General features: G+C 71.8%; 20 protein-coding genes. 11 read left to right on the top strand and 9 right to left on the bottom strand.

Annotated elements, in window-relative coordinates; genetic code table 11:
* Nucleotides 1-54 precede the first annotated feature (54 nt).
* The 5 genes from H1W00_RS07710 to secA are packed head-to-tail and all read left to right on the top strand — an operon-like array spanning nt 55 to nt 6,066.
* A complete protein-coding gene (locus H1W00_RS07710) occupies nt 55-747 on the top strand; it encodes a ComF family protein (protein ID WP_181755165.1) in 693 nt (230 codons plus the stop codon).
* Between the two features lie 42 nt (nt 748-789).
* A complete protein-coding gene (gene hpf / locus H1W00_RS07715; protein ID WP_181755166.1) occupies nt 790-1,413 on the top strand; it encodes a ribosome hibernation-promoting factor, HPF/YfiA family in 624 nt (207 codons plus the stop codon).
* Nucleotides 1,414-1,441: 28 nt separating this feature from the next.
* Complete coding sequence (locus H1W00_RS07720) at nt 1,442-2,104, top strand: response regulator (protein ID WP_286929526.1); 663 nt, start codon at nt 1,442-1,444, stop codon at nt 2,102-2,104.
* Nucleotides 2,101-3,315, top strand: a complete 1,215-nt coding sequence (locus H1W00_RS07725) for a DNA glycosylase AlkZ-like family protein (protein ID WP_181755167.1) — start codon at nt 2,101-2,103, stop codon at nt 3,313-3,315. Before H1W00_RS07720 ends, H1W00_RS07725 begins: the two co-directional genes overlap by 4 nt.
* Before the next feature lie 9 nt (nt 3,316-3,324).
* The gene (secA, locus tag H1W00_RS07730) at nt 3,325-6,066 is read left to right on the top strand and encodes a preprotein translocase subunit SecA (RefSeq protein ID WP_181755168.1); all 2,742 of its coding nucleotides are present in this window, start codon (nt 3,325-3,327) and stop codon (nt 6,064-6,066) included.
* A gap of 27 nt (nt 6,067-6,093) precedes the next feature.
* On the opposite strand, the gene H1W00_RS07735 is transcribed toward secA, so the two are convergent.
* From H1W00_RS07735 to H1W00_RS07745, 3 genes are all read right to left on the bottom strand, one after another.
* Nucleotides 6,094-6,537 (bottom strand): Rv3235 family protein, encoded by a 444-nt coding sequence (locus H1W00_RS07735; RefSeq protein ID WP_181755169.1) that lies wholly within the window; start codon nt 6,535-6,537, stop codon nt 6,094-6,096.
* The gene (locus tag H1W00_RS07740; RefSeq protein WP_181755170.1) at nt 6,534-7,016 is read right to left on the bottom strand and encodes a LysM peptidoglycan-binding domain-containing protein; all 483 of its coding nucleotides are present in this window, start codon (nt 7,014-7,016) and stop codon (nt 6,534-6,536) included. Before H1W00_RS07740 ends, H1W00_RS07735 begins: the two co-directional genes overlap by 4 nt.
* A gap of 131 nt (nt 7,017-7,147) precedes the next feature.
* Nucleotides 7,148-7,459, bottom strand: a complete 312-nt coding sequence (locus tag H1W00_RS07745; RefSeq protein ID WP_181755171.1) for a MerR family transcriptional regulator — start codon at nt 7,457-7,459, stop codon at nt 7,148-7,150.
* 91 nt (nt 7,460-7,550) lie between these two features.
* Here H1W00_RS07745 and H1W00_RS07750 point away from each other — a divergent pair, with 91 nt between their 5' ends.
* A complete protein-coding gene (locus H1W00_RS07750; RefSeq protein WP_276568721.1) occupies nt 7,551-7,979 on the top strand; it encodes an Hsp20/alpha crystallin family protein in 429 nt (142 codons plus the stop codon).
* 47 nt (nt 7,980-8,026) lie between these two features.
* Nucleotides 8,027-8,518 (top strand): hypothetical protein, encoded by a 492-nt coding sequence (locus tag H1W00_RS07755; RefSeq protein WP_181755172.1) that lies wholly within the window; start codon nt 8,027-8,029, stop codon nt 8,516-8,518.
* Here H1W00_RS07755 and H1W00_RS07760 read toward each other — a convergent pair.
* A complete protein-coding gene (locus H1W00_RS07760) occupies nt 8,475-8,720 on the bottom strand; it encodes a helix-turn-helix domain-containing protein (protein WP_181755173.1) in 246 nt (81 codons plus the stop codon). The genes H1W00_RS07755 and H1W00_RS07760 overlap by 44 nt on opposite strands.
* 101 nt (nt 8,721-8,821) lie before the next feature.
* Here H1W00_RS07760 and H1W00_RS07765 point away from each other — a divergent pair, with 101 nt between their 5' ends.
* Both H1W00_RS07765 and H1W00_RS07770 read left to right on the top strand, forming a co-directional pair.
* A complete protein-coding gene (locus H1W00_RS07765; RefSeq protein WP_181755174.1) occupies nt 8,822-9,454 on the top strand; it encodes a hypothetical protein in 633 nt (210 codons plus the stop codon).
* A complete protein-coding gene (locus H1W00_RS07770) occupies nt 9,451-10,566 on the top strand; it encodes a P-loop NTPase (protein ID WP_181755175.1) in 1,116 nt (371 codons plus the stop codon). Before H1W00_RS07765 ends, H1W00_RS07770 begins: the two co-directional genes overlap by 4 nt.
* Before the next feature lie 8 nt (nt 10,567-10,574).
* On the opposite strand, the gene H1W00_RS07775 is transcribed toward H1W00_RS07770, so the two are convergent.
* A complete protein-coding gene (locus H1W00_RS07775; protein ID WP_181755176.1) occupies nt 10,575-11,297 on the bottom strand; it encodes a hypothetical protein in 723 nt (240 codons plus the stop codon).
* 158 nt (nt 11,298-11,455) lie between these two features.
* On the opposite strand from H1W00_RS07775, the gene H1W00_RS07780 reads away from it, so the two are divergent.
* Both H1W00_RS07780 and H1W00_RS07785 read left to right on the top strand, forming a co-directional pair.
* Entirely contained in the window at nt 11,456-12,862 is a 1,407-nt protein-coding gene (locus tag H1W00_RS07780) for a wax ester/triacylglycerol synthase family O-acyltransferase (RefSeq protein WP_276568722.1), read from the top strand.
* On the top strand, nt 12,859-13,155 hold the full coding sequence (locus H1W00_RS07785; RefSeq protein ID WP_181755178.1) for a hypothetical protein: 297 nt from the start codon (nt 12,859-12,861) through the stop codon (nt 13,153-13,155). The genes H1W00_RS07780 and H1W00_RS07785 overlap by 4 nt, the downstream gene beginning before the upstream one ends.
* Nucleotides 13,156-13,158: 3 nt before the next feature.
* On the opposite strand, the gene H1W00_RS07790 is transcribed toward H1W00_RS07785, so the two are convergent.
* From H1W00_RS07790 to H1W00_RS07805, 4 genes are read right to left on the bottom strand one after another with little or no spacing between them, the layout of a single operon-like run.
* Nucleotides 13,159-13,641: a DUF2505 family protein gene (locus H1W00_RS07790; protein ID WP_181755179.1), complete on the bottom strand. Its 483-nt coding sequence runs from the start codon at nt 13,639-13,641 to the stop codon at nt 13,159-13,161.
* A complete protein-coding gene (locus tag H1W00_RS07795) occupies nt 13,638-14,384 on the bottom strand; it encodes a PspA/IM30 family protein (RefSeq protein WP_181755180.1) in 747 nt (248 codons plus the stop codon). The genes H1W00_RS07790 and H1W00_RS07795 overlap by 4 nt, the downstream gene beginning before the upstream one ends.
* Nucleotides 14,385-14,420: 36 nt before the next feature.
* On the bottom strand, nt 14,421-15,839 hold the full coding sequence (locus H1W00_RS07800; protein ID WP_181755181.1) for a sensor histidine kinase: 1,419 nt from the start codon (nt 15,837-15,839) through the stop codon (nt 14,421-14,423).
* A complete protein-coding gene (locus H1W00_RS07805; RefSeq protein ID WP_276568723.1) occupies nt 15,839-16,570 on the bottom strand; it encodes a response regulator transcription factor in 732 nt (243 codons plus the stop codon). The genes H1W00_RS07800 and H1W00_RS07805 overlap by 1 nt, the downstream gene beginning before the upstream one ends.
* Nucleotides 16,571-16,627: the final 57 nt, after the last annotated feature.

The raw sequence follows: 16,627 nt of genomic DNA on the forward strand, positions 1-16,627 counted from the left end.
ACAGGTGCGGCGTTCGCTCTGGTCCGCCCGGCGTCGCCCGCCCACACTGGGCCGATGGAGCGGTGGTGGCAGGCGGCGGCCGACCTCGTCCTCGGCGCGTCCTGCCCGCTTTGCGGGTCGCCCGGAGGCCGGGTCTGCCGGCGGTGCGCGGCGGCCCTCACGCCCGAGCCCGCCCGGGTCTCGCTCGAGGGCCTTGACGTGGTCGGCGCGGGGATCCACGCCGGCTCGCGCCGCGACGCGCTGCTGGCCTGGAAGCTGGGCGGCACCCACGCGCTCGATGCGCTCATGGCCCACCACCTCGCCGCCGCGGTCATCACGCTGCTCGGTGCCGAGCGGTCGGTGACGCTCGTCCCCGTGCCCTCCACGCGCCGGTCGCGTCGCGAGCGGGGTCGCGACCTCGTGGCCGACCTGGCCACCGCCGCGGCCCGGTCGCTCGGCGCGGTCGGCGTCGACGCCACCTCGCTCGGCTGCCTGAGGCTCGTCCGGCAGACCGGTGACCAGCACGCCCTCGGCCGCCTCGAACGATCGCGCAACCTCGCCGGCAGCATGCGGTCGATCGCGGTCCCGCGGGGGCCCATCGTGGTCGTCGACGACGTCGTCACCACGGGCTCCACCGCCCGCGAGGCGGCGCGTGCACTCGCGGCGGCAGGGGTCGTCGAGGTACTCGGAGCGGCGGCGGTCGTGGTGGCCTCGGCGGGGTCCGCAGCGGTGGCGGGTCACCCTCCCGACGGGCTACGGTCGAGGTAGCCGAGAAGCTCGGAACCTCGGACACTGGAGAAGGAGTCGGACATGGAAATCGTGGTCACCGGACGCAACAGTGAGATCTCGGAGCGGTTCCGCTCCCATGTCGCCGAGAAGCTCCAGCGGATCGAGAAGTTCGACGGTCGCCAGCGGATCAATCGGGTCGAGGTCGAGGTGACACACGAGAAGAACCCGCGCCAGCACGACAAGGCCGCCAAGGTGGAGATGACGCTGCACTCGCGCGGTCCCGCCGTCCGGGTGGAGGCGGCCTCCACGGATCAGCACTCGGCGCTCGACGCCGCGGTCGACAAGCTGGAGGGGCGTCTGCGCAAGGTGGTCGACCGCAAGATCCGGCACCGCGACAAGCACGCTCCCGGCACGCTCGAGGAGGCCACGGCCGACCTGCAGGTCGCCGGGGCGCCCGAGGAGGACTCCGGCGACCCGCTGGTGCGCCAGGTGGCCAGCATGGAGGTGCAGGGCGACGGGCCGCTGGTCGTGCGCGAGAAGGACCACACCTCGGTCGCGATGACCCTCGACCAGGCCCTCTACGAGATGGAGCTCGTCGGGCACGACTTCTTCCTCTTCGTGGAGAAGGACTCGATGCGACCGAGCGTCGTCTACCGGCGCAAGGGCTACGACTACGGCGTCATTCGGCTCAAGGTCGAGGGGTGAAAGTCCCCGGACGTGGCATGATCGTGCCGTGACTACGAACGCGGATGCGATCCGGGTGCTCCTGGTCGATGACCAGGAGCTCTTCCGGAGGGGCGTCACCATGGTCCTCGGTGCCGACGGCGGTTTCGAGATCGAGGACGTCGACGACGGTGACGCGGCCCTCGAGCGGATCGCGGAGGAGCCGTTCGACGTCGTGCTGCTCGACGTCCGCATGCCCGGTCGCAGCGGCGTGGAGATCTGCGGCGCCATCAAGGAGACGGCTCCCACGACCGGCATCATCATGCTCACGGCCAGCGACGACGAGGCCGACCTCTACGAGTCGATCAAGGCCGGTGCAGCGGGCTACCTGCTCAAGGACGGCTCCACGTACGACCAGGTCGCCGAGGCGGTCAAGCTCGTCGCCGCGGGGCAGTCGCTGATCAGCCCGAGCATGGCCACCAAGCTGCTCGACGAGTTCGTGCACATGGCGAAGGGGCCGGCCCCGTCCACCAGCCTGACCGCCCGCGAGCTCCAGGTGCTGCGCCTCGTCGCCCACGGCAAGAGCAACCGCGACATCGCCGGAGAGCTCTTCATCAGCGAGAACACGGTGAAGAACCACATCCGCAACATCCTGGAGAAGCTGCAGATGAAGTCGCGGATGGAGGCGGCCATGTACGCCGTCCGCAGCAAGCTCATCGACGACGTGCTGTGACACCACGCCTCTCGGCGTTGCAGGCGCGACGCATCGCGCTCGCCGCCCAGGGGTTCACGCGCTCGCAGCCGGCCGAGGTCCGCCGCGAGCACGTCGCCCGCACCGCCCAGCGGCTCGGGTTCTTCCAGATCGACTCGGTCAACGTGCTGCAGCGCGCCCACTACCTGCCGCTCTACTCGCGCCTCGGGCCCTACGACACCGAGCTGCTGCACCGGGCGGCCGGTCGCGCGCCGCGGCTGCTGTTCGAGTACTGGGCGCACGAGGCGTCCCTCGTCGACGTCGACCTGTGGCCGGCGATGAGCCACAAGATGCGCTCGGGGCGTGGGATGTGGGGAGCGATGGCCCGCACCGCCGACGAGAATCCCGACCTGATCGACCAGGTCGAGTCGGCGGTCGCGCAGTGGGGCCCGATCACGGCGCGCGAGCTGGAGGCCCGGCTCGGTGCGCAGGAGCGCGACCGGACGCACTGGGGCTGGAACTGGTCCCAGACGAAGCAGGCGCTGGAGTACCTCTTCTTCGTCGGTCGCGTGTCGTCGGCCCGGCGCAACGCCGCGTTCGAGCGAGAGTACGACCTGCCCGAGCGCGTCCTGCCCACTCGGGTGCTCGCCCTGCCCGAGCCGTCCGACGAGGAGGCGCACCTGACGCTCGTCGGCCACGCCGCCCGGGCCCTGGGCGTCGCGACCGTGCAGTGCCTGCGCGACTACTTCCGTCTGGCGCCCGTCCCCACGGCTGCGGCGGTGAGCACGCTCGTCGCCGCCGGCACGCTCGAGCCGGTGACCATCGACGGGTGGAAGCGGCAGGCCTACCTGCACGCCGAGGCGGCGCGTCCGCGCCGGGTGGAGGCACGCACCCTGCTCAGCCCGTTCGACCCGCTGGTCTTCGAGCGCACGCGCACCGAGCACCTCTTCGACTTCCGCTACCGGATCGAGATCTACGTGCCGGCCGAGCGACGCGTGCACGGCTACTACGTCCTGCCGTTCCTGCTGGGCGACCGCCTCGTGGCTCGGGTCGACCTCAAGGCCGATCGCGCGCGCGGCCGGCTGCTGGTGCCGGGGGCCTTCGCCGAGCCCGACGCGCCCGACTCCACTGCCGCCGAGCTGGCGCAGGAGCTGCACCGGCTCGCCGGATGGCTGGGGCTGGAGGGCGTCGAGGTGGGGGAGCGGGGAGATCTGGCTCATACGCTGGCGACGGAGTGTGCCCGCCCGCACTAGGATGGCCGGGTGCCGAAGATCATCGACAGTATCCTGCGGGCCGGCGAGGGCAAGATCCTCAAGCGCCTCGACCGCATCGCCGACCAGGTCAACGCCCTGGGCGACGAGTTCTCCGCCATGAGCGACGCCGAGCTGCGCGCCATGACCGACGAGTTCAAGGAGCGGCTGGAGGCCGGCGAGTCCCTCGACGACATCCTGCCCGAGGCCTTCGCCACGGTTCGTGAGGCCGCCACGCGCGTGCTCGGCCAGCGTCACTTCGACGTGCAGATCCTCGGTGGCGCCGCGCTGCACCTGGGCAACATCGCCGAGATGAAGACCGGTGAGGGCAAGACCCTCGTCGCCACGCTCCCGTCCTACCTGAACGCGCTGTCCGGCAAGGGCGTCCACGTGGTCACGGTCAACGACTACCTGGCCAAGTACCAGTCCGAGATGATGGGCCGCGTCCACCACTTCCTGGGCCTCACCGTCGGCGTCGTCGTCGCGGGCCAGACGCCCGCCCAGCGCCGCGAGGCCTACGCCTGCGACATCACGTACGGCACGAACAACGAGTTCGGCTTCGACTACCTGCGCGACAACATGGCCGACTCCCTCGAGGAGTGCGTCCAGCGCGGCCACAACTTCGCCATCGTCGACGAGGTCGACTCGATCCTCATCGACGAGGCTCGCACGCCGCTGATCATCTCCGGCCCCACCGAGGACGAGGTCAAGTGGTACGGCGAGTTCGCCCGCATGATCGACGGGATGCGCATCGACGAGCACTACGAGGTCGACGAGAAGAAGCGCACCGTCGCGGTCACCGAGAAGGCGATCGACGTGGTCGAGGACCAGCTCGGCATCGCGAACCTGTACGACGCGGTCAACACCCCGCTCATCGGCTTCCTGAACAACGCCGTCAAGGCCAAGGAGCTGTTCAAGAAGGACAAGGACTACGTCGTCATCGACGGCGAGGTCCTGATCGTCGACGAGCACACGGGCCGCCTGCTCGAGGGCCGCCGCTACAACGAGGGCCTGCACCAGGCGATCGAGGCGAAGGAGGGCGTCCGGATCCGCGAGGAGTACCAGACGCTGGCCACGATCACCCTGCAGAACTACTTCCGTCTCTACTCCACCCTCTCGGGCATGACCGGTACGGCCATGACCGAGGCGGCCGAGTTCGACAAGATCTACAAGCTCGGCGTCGTGCCCATCCGCACGAACAAGCCGATCCGCCGTGACGACCTGCCCGACCTCGTCTACCGCACCGAGGACGCGAAGTTCAACGCCGTCGTCGACGACATCGCCGCGCGTCACGCCAAGGGCCAGCCGGTGCTGATCGGCACCACCAGCGTCGCCAAGAGCGAGCGGCTCAGCAAGCAGCTCAAGAAGCAGGGCATCGCTCACGAGGTCCTGAACGCCAAGCACCACGACCGCGAGGCCGCGATCGTCGCGCGCGCCGGTCACAAGGGCGCGGTCACCGTCGCCACCAACATGGCCGGTCGCGGTACCGACATCATGCTCGGCGGCAGCGTGGAGTTCCTGGCCGACGCCGAGCTGCGCAGCAAGGGCCTCGACCCGGTCGAGACCCCCGACGAGTACGACGCCGCCTGGACCGAGGCCCTCGAGCGCATCGAGAAGCAGGTGGCGGCCGAGAAGGACGAGGTCGTCGCGGCCGGCGGCCTGGCCGTCATCGGCACCGAGCGTCACGAGTCCCGACGCATCGACAACCAGCTGCGTGGCCGCTCCGGCCGTCAGGGCGACCCGGGCTCCACCCGCTTCTACCTGTCGCTCGAGGACGACCTCATGCGCCTGTTCAAGGGCGAGTGGGTCAACTGGATCCTGCAGACGATGAAGATCCCCGACGACGTGCCGATCGAGAACAAGCGCGTCACGAAGTCGATCGCTTCGGCGCAGGGCCTGGTCGAGGCGCAGAACTTCGAGACCCGCAAGAACATCCTCAAGTACGACGACGTCATGAGCGCCCAGCGCGAGGTCGTCTACTCCCAGCGCCGCCGGGTGCTCGAGGGCGAGGACCTCGAGCCGCGCGTGCGCCAGATGATCGAGGACGTCACGGGCGCCTACGTCGTCGCGGCCACCGAGGGCTACCCCACGTCGTGGGAGCTCGACAAGCTGTGGACCGCGCTGCGCACCCTCTACCCGATCTCGCTCGACCACGAGCAGGTCGTCGAGGAGGCCGGCGGACTGGAGCGGATCGACGCCCCCACGCTGCGGGCGCGGGTCGTCGAGGACGCCCTGTCGGCCTACGACAAGCGTGAGGCCGAGCTGGGCGACGAGGTCGCCCGTGAGCTCGAGCGCCGTGTCGTGCTGAGCGTGCTCGACCGCAAGTGGCGCGAGCACCTGTACGAGATGGACTACCTCCGCGAGGGCATCGGCCTGCGCGCCTACAGCCAGCGCGACCCGCTGGTGGAGTACCAGCGCGAGGGCTACGACCTGTTCAACGCGATGATGGAGGGTATCTCCGAGGAGTCCGTGGGCTACCTGTTCAACCTCAGCGTCGAGATCGAGGTCGACGAGGACGACGAGGGCGACGAGCCCCCGCACATCTCGGCCAAGGGCCTCGAGCCGGACACCACGCCCAAGCAGCTCTCGTACTCGGCGCCGTCGGAGGACGGCTCGGCCATCGCGGTCGAGGAGTCCGTCGTCGACGACGACGAGGAGCTCGACCCGAACGAGCTGGCGCGCCAGAACAAGGCCAAGGAGGCCGCACGCCGCAAGGCCAAGGCCGCTCGCCAGTCGCGCAAGAAGAACCGCTGACCCACGCCTGCACGGCGCGCTGAGGGGCTACGCCCACTCGGCCGCCGTGCAGCGCCATGTCGTGCGCCCCTGGTGGTCGCGACCGCGCTGCAGCCGGACCGCCAGCGCGTGGGACCGGCCCCGGTGCACCATCCGGGCTGCGATCTCCGCCGCGGCGGGGTCGACCATCGCGATGTGCACCGAGACCACGCGCGGGCTGTGGCGCGGGCCGCCGGCGACGAACCGCTCCGCGACGTACCGGTGCAGCTGCTCGTAGACGTCACGGCTCAGCCACGGCCCCAGCTGGCGCACGGGCCGGATGCCGGTGATGACCTCGGCGAGCGCCTGCGTGAACCGCGCGCAGCGATGCCGCAGCTCGCTGGCGTCGCCGCGCTCGGCCGGCACCGGAACCAGCGGCGGTGAGGGGGCGAAGGGCAGGGGCACCTGCCGTGGCCCGAGCGGATCGGTGGCGAGTGCGGTGGCGGTGATCATGGTGCTCCTGGCGGATCGAGGCGTTGGCCGAGCTGGATGAGGTCGGGGTCGTCGCCGATGACGTCGCGGTTGGCGCGGTACCAGCGGTCGACGGCGGCCCCGACGCTGGCGTCGTCCGCTCCGGGGGACCGGCTGCGGACGATCGACCAGAGGCTGTCGCCGGGAGCCACGACGTGGGCCGACGGCTCCGGCGGTGGCCGCTTCGGTTCCGGTGCGGCCGTGAGCGGCCGGTCGGGCAGGGCGAGCCCGTGCAGGGTCTCGACGCCGCCGGGCGTCGCTCGCGCGGGTGACTGCACCGAGACGACCGCGCCGGTGACGAGCAGCGCCCGCAGCAGGGGAGGGGCGAGCCGGGCCGCGAGCCGCCTGTCGGCCAGCGCCACCAGCAGGACCAGGCCCCACCAGGTGATCCACAGCGCGAGCACCCCGGCCAGAACCACGCGCAGTGCCTCCTCGGGTCCCGAGGTCGACAGGTCGAGCATCCGATCCCCCGATCGTGACTGTCACTGACGTCGGATGAATGCATTTGACGACAGATGACGTGATGAGCGACCAGCGAACCGCATGCCGCGGAGCCCGTCAATGCCGGCGACGGGACCGTGTGGATGAAGGCTCAGTGCGAAGTGGGGCGGCGCCGCAGGCGCTCGTTCTCCCGGCGCAGACGCGCGAGCTGCTCCTCGAGCGCCAGGACGCGCTCGATCCCGGCGAGGTTCAGCCCGTCGGCGAGAAGGTCGCGGATGCGGACCAGCCGCCGGATGTCGGCGCGGCTGTAGCGGCGGGTGCCGCCCGCGGTGCGGAGGGGCTCGAGCAGTCCACGGCGTTCGTAGACGCGCAGGTTCTGCACCTGCATCGACACCATCTCGGCGGCGACCGAGATGGCGTAGACGCCGTCCTCGTCGCCCTCGTGCCTGGCCGTCCACTCCATGACCTGAACTGTACTTGACAAGGAATATGAATTCGCCAATATAGGCTTTAACGGATGAGATCCACCCATCACTCGCAAGGAGGAACCGACGATGATGATCCGTACGACCGACCCGTTCCGCGACTTCGACCGCATCACCCAGCAGCTGCTCGGGACGACCAACCGCCCGGCGTTCATGCCGATGGACGCGTGGCGCGAGGGTGACACCTTCGTCGTGGAGTTCGACCTCCCCGGGGTGGCGAAGGACAGCATCGACCTCGACATCGAGCGCAACGTCCTGACGGTGCGCGCCGAGCGGGTCGCCCGCAACGGCGACTGGGAGATGCTGGCGTCCGAACGTCCGCGCGGCGCCTTCAGCCGCCAGCTCGTGCTGGGCGACAACCTCGACCTCGAGCGCATCGAGGCCACCTACGAGGACGGCGTCCTCGGGCTGCGCATCCCCGTGGCCGAGCGCGCGAAGCCGCGCAAGATCGAGATCGGCGGCGCCCGCAGCGGCGACGCCGCCTCGATCGAGGCCTGATCCCCACGACACCGTAGGGCCTTCGTCGAAGGCCCTACGGTGTCCTCATGCGCTGGGACCGACTCTTCGCCGACCTCGAAGGCGCGGCGATCGACGAGCACGCCGACGAGCGTGACGCCCTCGCGGACGACCTGCGCGAGGAGCAGTGGGCCGCCCTGGGCTGGACCGACCTGCTCGGCGGCCCGGACGTCCGTCTCGACGTGGCGGGTCTCGGCGAGATCGGCGGCCGGGTCGCCGGCGTCGGCGACGTGCTGCTCGTCGAGGACGCGGGCCGTCGGGTCATCGTGCTGCCGGAGGCGGTCACCGCCGTGTCGGGCAGCGACGGCCGTGCCGCGACCGCACCGGCGACGTCGCGGACCCGTCGTCAGGTCGCCCGCGCCGTGAGGGACGCGGGGGTCGAGGTGCGGGTCGTCCGTCGCGACGGACGGGCCGTGGAGGGTCCGATCGTCGCGGTCGGTGCCGACTTCGTCCAGGTGGCCGCCGGCGACCGGCGGGTCAGTCTGCCGTGGGGATGGATTGCGGCTCTCGTGCAGCGCTGACCCCGGTGTCGCGCGCGGTGCGCTCGTACTGACGAGCGATGTAGTCCTCGAGCGCGCTCGCCTCGATGCGCCACATCTTGCGCCCTCCGACCTGGAAGCCGCGCAGCTCGCCGGACTTCAGCAGACCCCAGACGACGCGCACGTCGACCTTCAGGGTCTCGGCGACGTCGTTCGCCGTGAGGAACTGGTGCTGGGGGGCCATGACGCCATTCTCACACGCAGGACCTGCGACGAGGCGTAGGTCACGACCGGACTGTGGACGACCGGTGGCCGTGCCACGTCGCGACCCCGTATGACTGGCACATGCATGTCACGGGGGGTGACACGTCCCGGCGCGCGCTCGCCCGGCGCACCTCGATCTCCAGATGGCGCAATCCACGACTCGTCCTGGGTGCCGTCCTCGTCCTGATGTCCGCGATCGCCGGCGGCTGGCTCGTGGCCACCGCACGCGACTCCACCGACTACTGGCTCGTCCGTGCCGAGGTCCGAGCCGGCGAGCCCGTCGATCCGGCCGACCTCGCTCCCGTCTCCGGGCGCCTCGAGTCGGCGGCGACAGCGGGTCTGCTCGCCACGCGCGACGGCGTGCCCCGCGGGGTGTGGGCGCGCGATGCCTCTCCCGGCACGCTCCTGGTGCGCGACGCGATCGCCGACTCCGCCGACCGGGGCCGCGAGCTGGCGATGGCCGTTCCCGGCGGGACCGCACCACCGGACCTCGAGGCGGGGGAGCGGGTCGACGTGTGGGCCGGCCCCGGCGAGTCCGGTGACCCGGGCGCCCGCACCCGCCGCGTGCTCGTGGACGTCTCCGTCGTCTCGGTCTCCCGGGTCGACGGCACGGGCACCCGCACGCTCGTCGTCGACGCGGGACGCGGGGGTCCCGGGGCCGACGTGGTCTCCGCCCTGTCCACGGGGCACCTGACCGTCGTGCGGGTCCCGTGACCGCCACCGAGCCGCTGCGCGTCGCGGTCGCGGCGTGCGGGGCGCACTGGGAGGCCGCGGCCCTCGCCGAGATCGAGCAGGACCCGCGGATGCTGCTGGTGCGCCGGTGCGTGGACGTCGCCGACCTGCTCGCCACCGCGGGCACGCACCGGCTCGACCTCGCCCTTGTGGCGGTGGGCAGTCCCGGTCTCGACGCCGGCGTCGTCGAGCACCTCGTCGAGCTGGGAGTCCGTTGCGCCGCGGTGGAGGGCGACGGGGCCGCGCTCGGCATCGACCACGACGCCCGGCTCGGGCACCTCGCCGCCGCGGCGTCGGTGCCCGTGGCGCGGCCCGAGCGCGACGCCGATCCCGGGACGCTCGTGGCGGTGTGGGGCGCCACCGGCGCGCCCGGCCGCAGCAGCCTGGCGGTGTCGCTCGCGGCGGCCTCCGCGGCCCGTGGTCGCCGCACCGCGCTCGTGGACGCCGACGTGTACGGCGGGTCGATCGGGCAGCTGCTCGGCGTGCTCGACGACGTCAGCGGCGTGATGGCCGCGTGCCGCGACGTCACCCGCGGTCGCGCGGCTGCCATCGACACGCACCTGCTCAGCCTCGGCCCGCACTGGGACGTGCTCACCGGCCTGCCCCGGTCCGACATGTGGCACCACCTGCGCCCCGACGCCCTCGAGACCGTCCTGCGCGGGCTGCGGCGCGACCACGACCTCGTCGTCGTCGACTGCGGGTTCGGTGTGGAGGCCGCGATGGGACAGGGGCCGTCGCGCGACCTGGTGACCCGCCGCGTGCTCGACCTGGCCGACGAGGTGCTGGCGGTCGGCCGTGTCGACCCGGTGGGGCTGGCCCGACTGGTGCGCGCGCTCGACGACGCCGCCCCGTGGCGGCGCCCGCCGCGCCTCGTGCTGAACGGGTTCCGGGCCTCGCTGGGCTGGACCGAGCGCGAGGTCGCCCAGACGGTGCGCGAGCTCACGGGGCACACGCCGTGGGCGTTCCTGCCCCAGGACGGACCGGGCCACGACCTCGCGCTCATGACCGGCCGGCCGCTGCGTGAGGTGGTGCCGACGTCGGGCTACGTCACGCGGGTGGAGCGGCTCGCCACCGAGCTGGTGACCGCCCGATGAGCCGGCCGTCAGCGCAGGAGGTAGCGCCCCTCGCCGACCGTGTCGTAGATCGCGACGACCTCCGAGGTGAGGGTGACGGCCCCGACGACGAAGAGCGCCACGAGCGCGCCGCGTGCGAGCCACGGTCCCGCCGTCGGCATCCGTGGCCCGGCCCAGCGCGCGAGGAGCCAGCCCGCGACGAGCAGGACGGCGGCGGGCAGCAGCGGGAAGATCCACGGCACGAGTCCCACCCACGTCCAGCGGCCGCGCAGCAGGGCGCCGTCGTCGCGCATGAGCCGGTCCACCGCCGGCGGCATCAGCAGCAGGAAGACGAGGGGGACCGCGAGCGTGAGGGCGATCGCGGCCCACGTGGGCTCGAGCAGGGTGAAGTCGGGCCCGTCCTCGTGGACGAGCACCGCCCCCACCATCACCGTGCCGCCGACGGCGGCGCACGCGCGGCGGAACCACGTCGGTCCGGGTGCCAGCCCGCGCAGCGCGAGGTAGATCCCGGCGCCCAGCACACCGAGGACCGTGCCGGTGGCGAGCAGCTGGAACGTGCCGCTCGTGGTCACCTCGCCCATGGGGAAGCCGTCGCTCGTGATGACGCCGTGGTCCTCGCGGTTGAGGCTCGCGAGCAGCCCCATGAAGAGCCGTCCGCCCACCCCTCCCACGAGCAGGCCCAGGACCGCTCCGACGCACGAGGCGGCGGCCAGTCGTTTCGCAGCAGGCGCCGCGTCCGTCCTCAGGCGCATCATCGCTCCTCTGATTTCCTTCGAGGCAGGATGGCACGACGGCGGGTCCGCTGTCAGCGACTCGCGCCCCTTTTCGTTGCCGCTCCGGTGGCCGCGACGGGTGGTAAGTTTCGGGGCTACCGCCGGACCGGATCTTCGCCAGGACAGCAGGGGAGCGCATGCAACGACTGAGTCCTCTCGACGCGATGTTCCTGCACCAGGATCGTCCCGAGACGCCCCGCCACGTCGCCTCCCTTGCCATCCTCGCGCCGGGTGACCGGCCGCTGGACTACGACCGTCTGATCCAGGTCATCAACGACCGGATCGACCTCGTGCCCCGCTACCGGCAGGTGCCGCGGGGGATCCCCGGCGGCATCGGCATGCCGGTCTGGGTCGACGACGAGCACTTCGACCTCTCCCTGCACGTACGTCGCTCGGCCCTGCCCAAGCCGGGCGGGCGCGACGCCCTGCACGAGCTGGTGGGCCGGCTCATCGCCCGCCGGCTCGACCACGAGCGTCCCCTGTGGGAGCTCTACCTGATCGAGGGCCTGCAGGGCGGTGAGCTGGCGCTGCTCTTCAAGTCGCACCAGGCGCTCGTCGACGGCTCGCACACCGTCGACCTGGCACAGGTGCTGCTGGAGGAGACGCAGCGCGACCGCGCGATCCCGCACGAGGAGTGGACCCCTCGGTCCGCCCCCGGCACGCTCGAGCTGCTCACCGGCTCGGTGCGCTCGCAGGTCAGCCACCCGGCCGAGCTGCTGTGGAGCGGCGAGTACCAGTGGTCGCGTGTCGTCTCCCGCCTGCCGGGACTGGGTCCGGACGGCACCGCCCACGGGGCGCTCACCGCGTCCCCGTCGCGGCACCGCCGCTTCACCTCGGTCAGTGCCCCGCTCACGGCGTTCCGGCGGGTCCGCGACGAGCACGGTGGAACCGTCAACGACGTGATCCTGGCGGCGATCGCCGGCGGGCTGCGCGGCTGGATGCTCACCCGGGCCGAGCCCGTCACCGCCAAGACCAGCTTCCGCGCGATGGTGCCGATGTCGGTGACCCGCGACGGGCCGGCGGAGGGCGGTCACCCGACCTCGCTCGGGCCGCTCGTGCGCGGCCTCATGCTGAACCTGCCGGTGGGGGAGTCCAACGCCGTCGTGCGGCTGCACCAGGTGTCCTACGCCCTGAAGGGTCACCGCGAGACGGGGTCGGCGGTGGCCGCCAACAAGCTGGCCAACCTGCCCGGCTTCGCCACGTCCACGTTCCACGCGGTCGGTGCGCGCGTGGCCGCCGACGAGGCGAACCGGCCCTACCACCTGGTCATCACCAACGTGCCGGGCCCGCAGGACCCGGTCTACATGGCCGGGCAGCAGCTCAAGGAGATCTTCCCGGCCATCCCGCTGACGGGCCACCGGGCGATCTCGGTGGGGGTCACGTCGTACGACGGGCACGTCTTCTTCGGCATCGTCACCGATCGCGAGGCGGTGCCCGACGCCGACGTCCTGGGGCAGTGCATCCTGGAGGCGTTGGAGGAGCTGACCGAGACGATCGGTCACCGGCGCGCCCGGGCTCCCCGCGGACGGAAGAGGCCTACATGACCCGTGTCTACGCGGCGGCCGACGTCGCCCTGCTGCGCACCCTCGCCCAGGACGAGCCGGTCACACCCGAGCGCTTCACGGCCGCCTCGCAGGGTGAGGAGGACGAGTACGACGCACTCCTGACCGTCGCCGAACAGGGCGCGGTGGTGGTGTGCGCCGAGCTCGATGACGCGGACGCGCCGATCCGGCTGAGCGACGTGCAGTCGTTCCACCTCGACGCCGACGGCAGCGGCGACCTGGCCTGGTATGCGCCGCAGGAGCTCGACGAGGTCATCGAGCTCCTGGGCGACTGAGGCTCAGATCTGGGTCTTGCCGTACTCGACCTCGTCACGCAGCGAGGCCGTGATCGCCTTGGCGACCTCCGGCTCGATGCGGCGGCCGATGAGCGGCAGCGACACCTTCACGTCGCCGTCCACCGACATGGTGGTGACGTTCCCGGACCCGGCGATCGTCGAGGTGCCGCGCATGCGGGCGGGCTGGCCGTGGATGTCCACCGAGACCTCGGCGGTGCGGGTGCCGGCGGGATCAGCCGGGCCCCACTTCTCGACCTGCGTCACGGTGACCGAGTCGCCCGTGAGCTTCTTGACGAAGTCGGGCATGTCCGACTCCATCGTGCGCACGATCGTGACGACGGTGGCCGCGCCCTGCTCCTCCACGGTGACGGTGTAGTCGCGGGCGCCCTGGCGCTCGCACGACCGCTCGCGGAAGCCCTGGTCGCTGACGAGTCCGAAGACCTGCTCGGGACTGGCCGGGTACTCGAACTTCTCGGTGAGCTTCACGCGTTCTCCTCGGGGGTGGGGGTGCCCTGGCCGAGCCCCTTGAGCTCGGCCAGGCGGGCCTCGACCTCGAGCTGGCCGGCGTCGGCCTCCAGCTCGGCGAACTGCGAGTCGAGACTGGAGGTGGAGAGCTCCTGCTGGCCGAGGACCTGGGCCTCGACGCGGCGGACGCGGTCCTCGTAGCGGCTCAGCTCGCTGGTGGGATCGAGGATGTCGATCGACTTGATCGCGTCGTTGACCTGCGCCTGCGCCTCGGCCGAGCGGTGGCGGGCGACGAGCTCGTCGCGCTTGGAGTTCAGCTCGGTGAGCTTGCCCCGCATGCCGACCAGGCCGGTCTTGAGCTTCTCGACGACCTCGCTCTGCTGCGCGATCATCGGCGCGGCGGCCTTGGCCTCGTTCTCGGCGGCGATCTGCTTGCCCAGCGCGAGCTTGGCGAGCTGGTCGAACCGGTCGGCCTCGCCGGCGTGGCCCTCGCGGCGCAGCTGGTCGGCCTTGTTGGACGCGGCGATCGCCTTGCCGCCCCACTCCTTCGCGGCGGCGACGTCCTCGGCGTGGTCGGCCTCGGCCAGGCGCAGGTTGCCGATCGTCTGCGCGACCGCCTGCTCCGCCTCGGCGATGGAATTGGTGTAGTCGCGGACCATCTGGTCCAGCATCTTCTGCGGATCCTCCGCCTTGTCGAGCAGCGCGTTGATGTTCGCCTTCGTCAACTGGGAGATGCGTCCGAGGATGGACTGTTTCTGAGCCATGCGTCGATCATGGTGCACCGTCCAAACAGGCCGCAACTAATCGGCGGCGAAGGCCAGGGCGAACGTCGTGTCGCCGGGCCGGCTGGTCAGCGACGCCTCGCCCCCGTGGGCGAGCATGATGGCGCGGACCAGCGACATGCCCAGTCCCGCGCCGCCCGATGACCGGGTGCGCGAGGAGTCGCCGCGCGTGAAGCGCTCCCACACGACCGGCTGCAGCTCCTCGGGGACCCCCGGGCCGTCGTCGTGGACCTCCACGCGGGTCGGACCGGCGAGGACGCGCACCGTGACGGTCGTCCCCTCGGGTGTGTGGCGGGTGGCGTTCGTCAGCAGATTGGTGAGCGCCTGGTGCAGGCGCAGCTCGTCGCCGATGACCGTCACGGGCTCCGGCGGCACCTCGAGCCGCCAGCGCCGGTCGGGGTCGACCACGCGCGCGTCGGCCACGGCCTCGACGACCAGGTGCGTGAGGTCCACCTCGCTCTGCTCGAGGGGGCGTCCCGAGTCGAGTCGGGCGAGGAGCAGCATGTCCTCGACGAGCGTCGTCACGCGTCCCACCTCGGACTCGATCCGGGCCATGGCCTCGGTCGGGTCGGCGTCGGTGCGGCGGCTCAGCTCGGCGTAGCCGCGGATCGTCGTGAGGGGCGTGCGCAGCTCGTGGGAGGCGTCGGCGAGGAACTGGCGCACCTGCTGCTCACTCTCGTGGCGGGCGCGCAGCGCGTCGTCGACGTGCCCGAGCATCTGGTTGAAGGCGGAGCCGACCAGCCCGACCTCGCTGGTCGGGTCGGTGAGCTCGTCCGGAACGCGCGGGATGGACGCCACCGCGCCCGAGGCCAGCGGCGTCTCGGCGACCTCGTGGGCCGTCGCCGCCACCTGGCGCAGGGGCCGCAGCTGGTGACGCACGATCTGGCGCGCCCCGACGGCCGCGACGCCGATGCCGAGGAGTGAGAGCAGGATCTCCCAGCGGACCAGGCTGCCGATCGTGTCGTCGACCCCGGCGGTGGGCAGGCCGAAGGCCACGCGGTCGCCGGCGGCGTTGGTCGTGGCGGCGACCCGGTACGAGCCGACGTCGGGGAGGTCCATGGTGCGCGGCTCGTCGCCGACCTCGGCCTGGCTCATCTCGTCGACCGCCGCCGGCGGCAGTTGGCTCAGCCCCCCGGCCGCGGTGATTTGGACGCCGATGCGGCAGGCGGACCCGAAGACGGCCGTCACGCTGCCGGCGTTCTGGCCCGGGGGGAGGGTGGGCAGCTCGCCGCAGTCCGTCACGAGCGCTCCGCCGCCACGCCCTGGCCCCTCCACGCGCTCGGCGCGCTCCACCGCCTGCTGGAGGTCGCCGTCCAGCCGCTCCATCAGCGTCGACCGCATGATGACGGTGGCGGTGAGCGCCACGAGCAGGCAGACCACCGACACCAGGGCCACGGCGGAGGCGATCAGCCGTCCGGTCAGGGTGCGGGGACGCATCACGGTGCCGCCGGAGCGGCCTTGAGGATGTAGCCCGCCCCGCGCTTGGTGTGGATCATCGGCTCGCGCCCGGCGTCGATCTTCTTGCGCAGGTAGGAGATGTACAGCTCGACGATGTTGTCGTTGCCGCCGAAGTCGTAGTCCCACACGCGGTCGAGGATCTGCGCCTTCGACACGACGCGGCGCTCGTTGCGCATGAGGTAGCGCAGCAGCTCGAACTCGGTGGCCGTCAGCTCGATCGGCGTCCCGCCGCGGGTGACGTCGCGGCTGTCCTCGTCGAGCTCCAGGTCACCGACGACGAGGGTGGAGCTCGGGTCCTGGCGGCGTCCGCCCGCGCGCCGCAGCAGCGCGCGCAGGCGGGCCACCACCTCCTCGAGGCTGAACGGCTTGGTCACGTAGTCGTCGCCGCCGGCCGTGAGCCCGGCGATCCGGTCCTCCACGGCATCGCGGGCGGTCAGGAAGATCACCGGTACGTCGGGGGAGAGGGCGCGCACCTTCGCCAGCACCTCGAGACCGTCGTAGTCGGGCAGCATCCAGTCCAGGATCATCGCGTCGGGAGCGAACTCCCGCGCCGCCGCGACGGCCTTGCGCCCCGTGCCGGCCGTGCGCACCTCGAAGCCCTCGTAGCGCAGGGCCATCTGGAGGAGCTCGGCGATGTTGGGCTCGTCGTCCACGACCAGCACCCGCAGCGGGGTGCCGTCCGGACGGGTCAGGTCGGGCGTGACGCTCATGCGGTCCAGTCTCCCGCCTGTGGGGGCGAAACCGTTGAGCATCGGCTGTGGAGTGGC

The sequence above is a fragment of the Aeromicrobium phoceense genome (assembly GCF_013868155.1).
GTDB classification, from domain to species: domain Bacteria; phylum Actinomycetota; class Actinomycetes; order Propionibacteriales; family Nocardioidaceae; genus Aeromicrobium; species Aeromicrobium phoceense.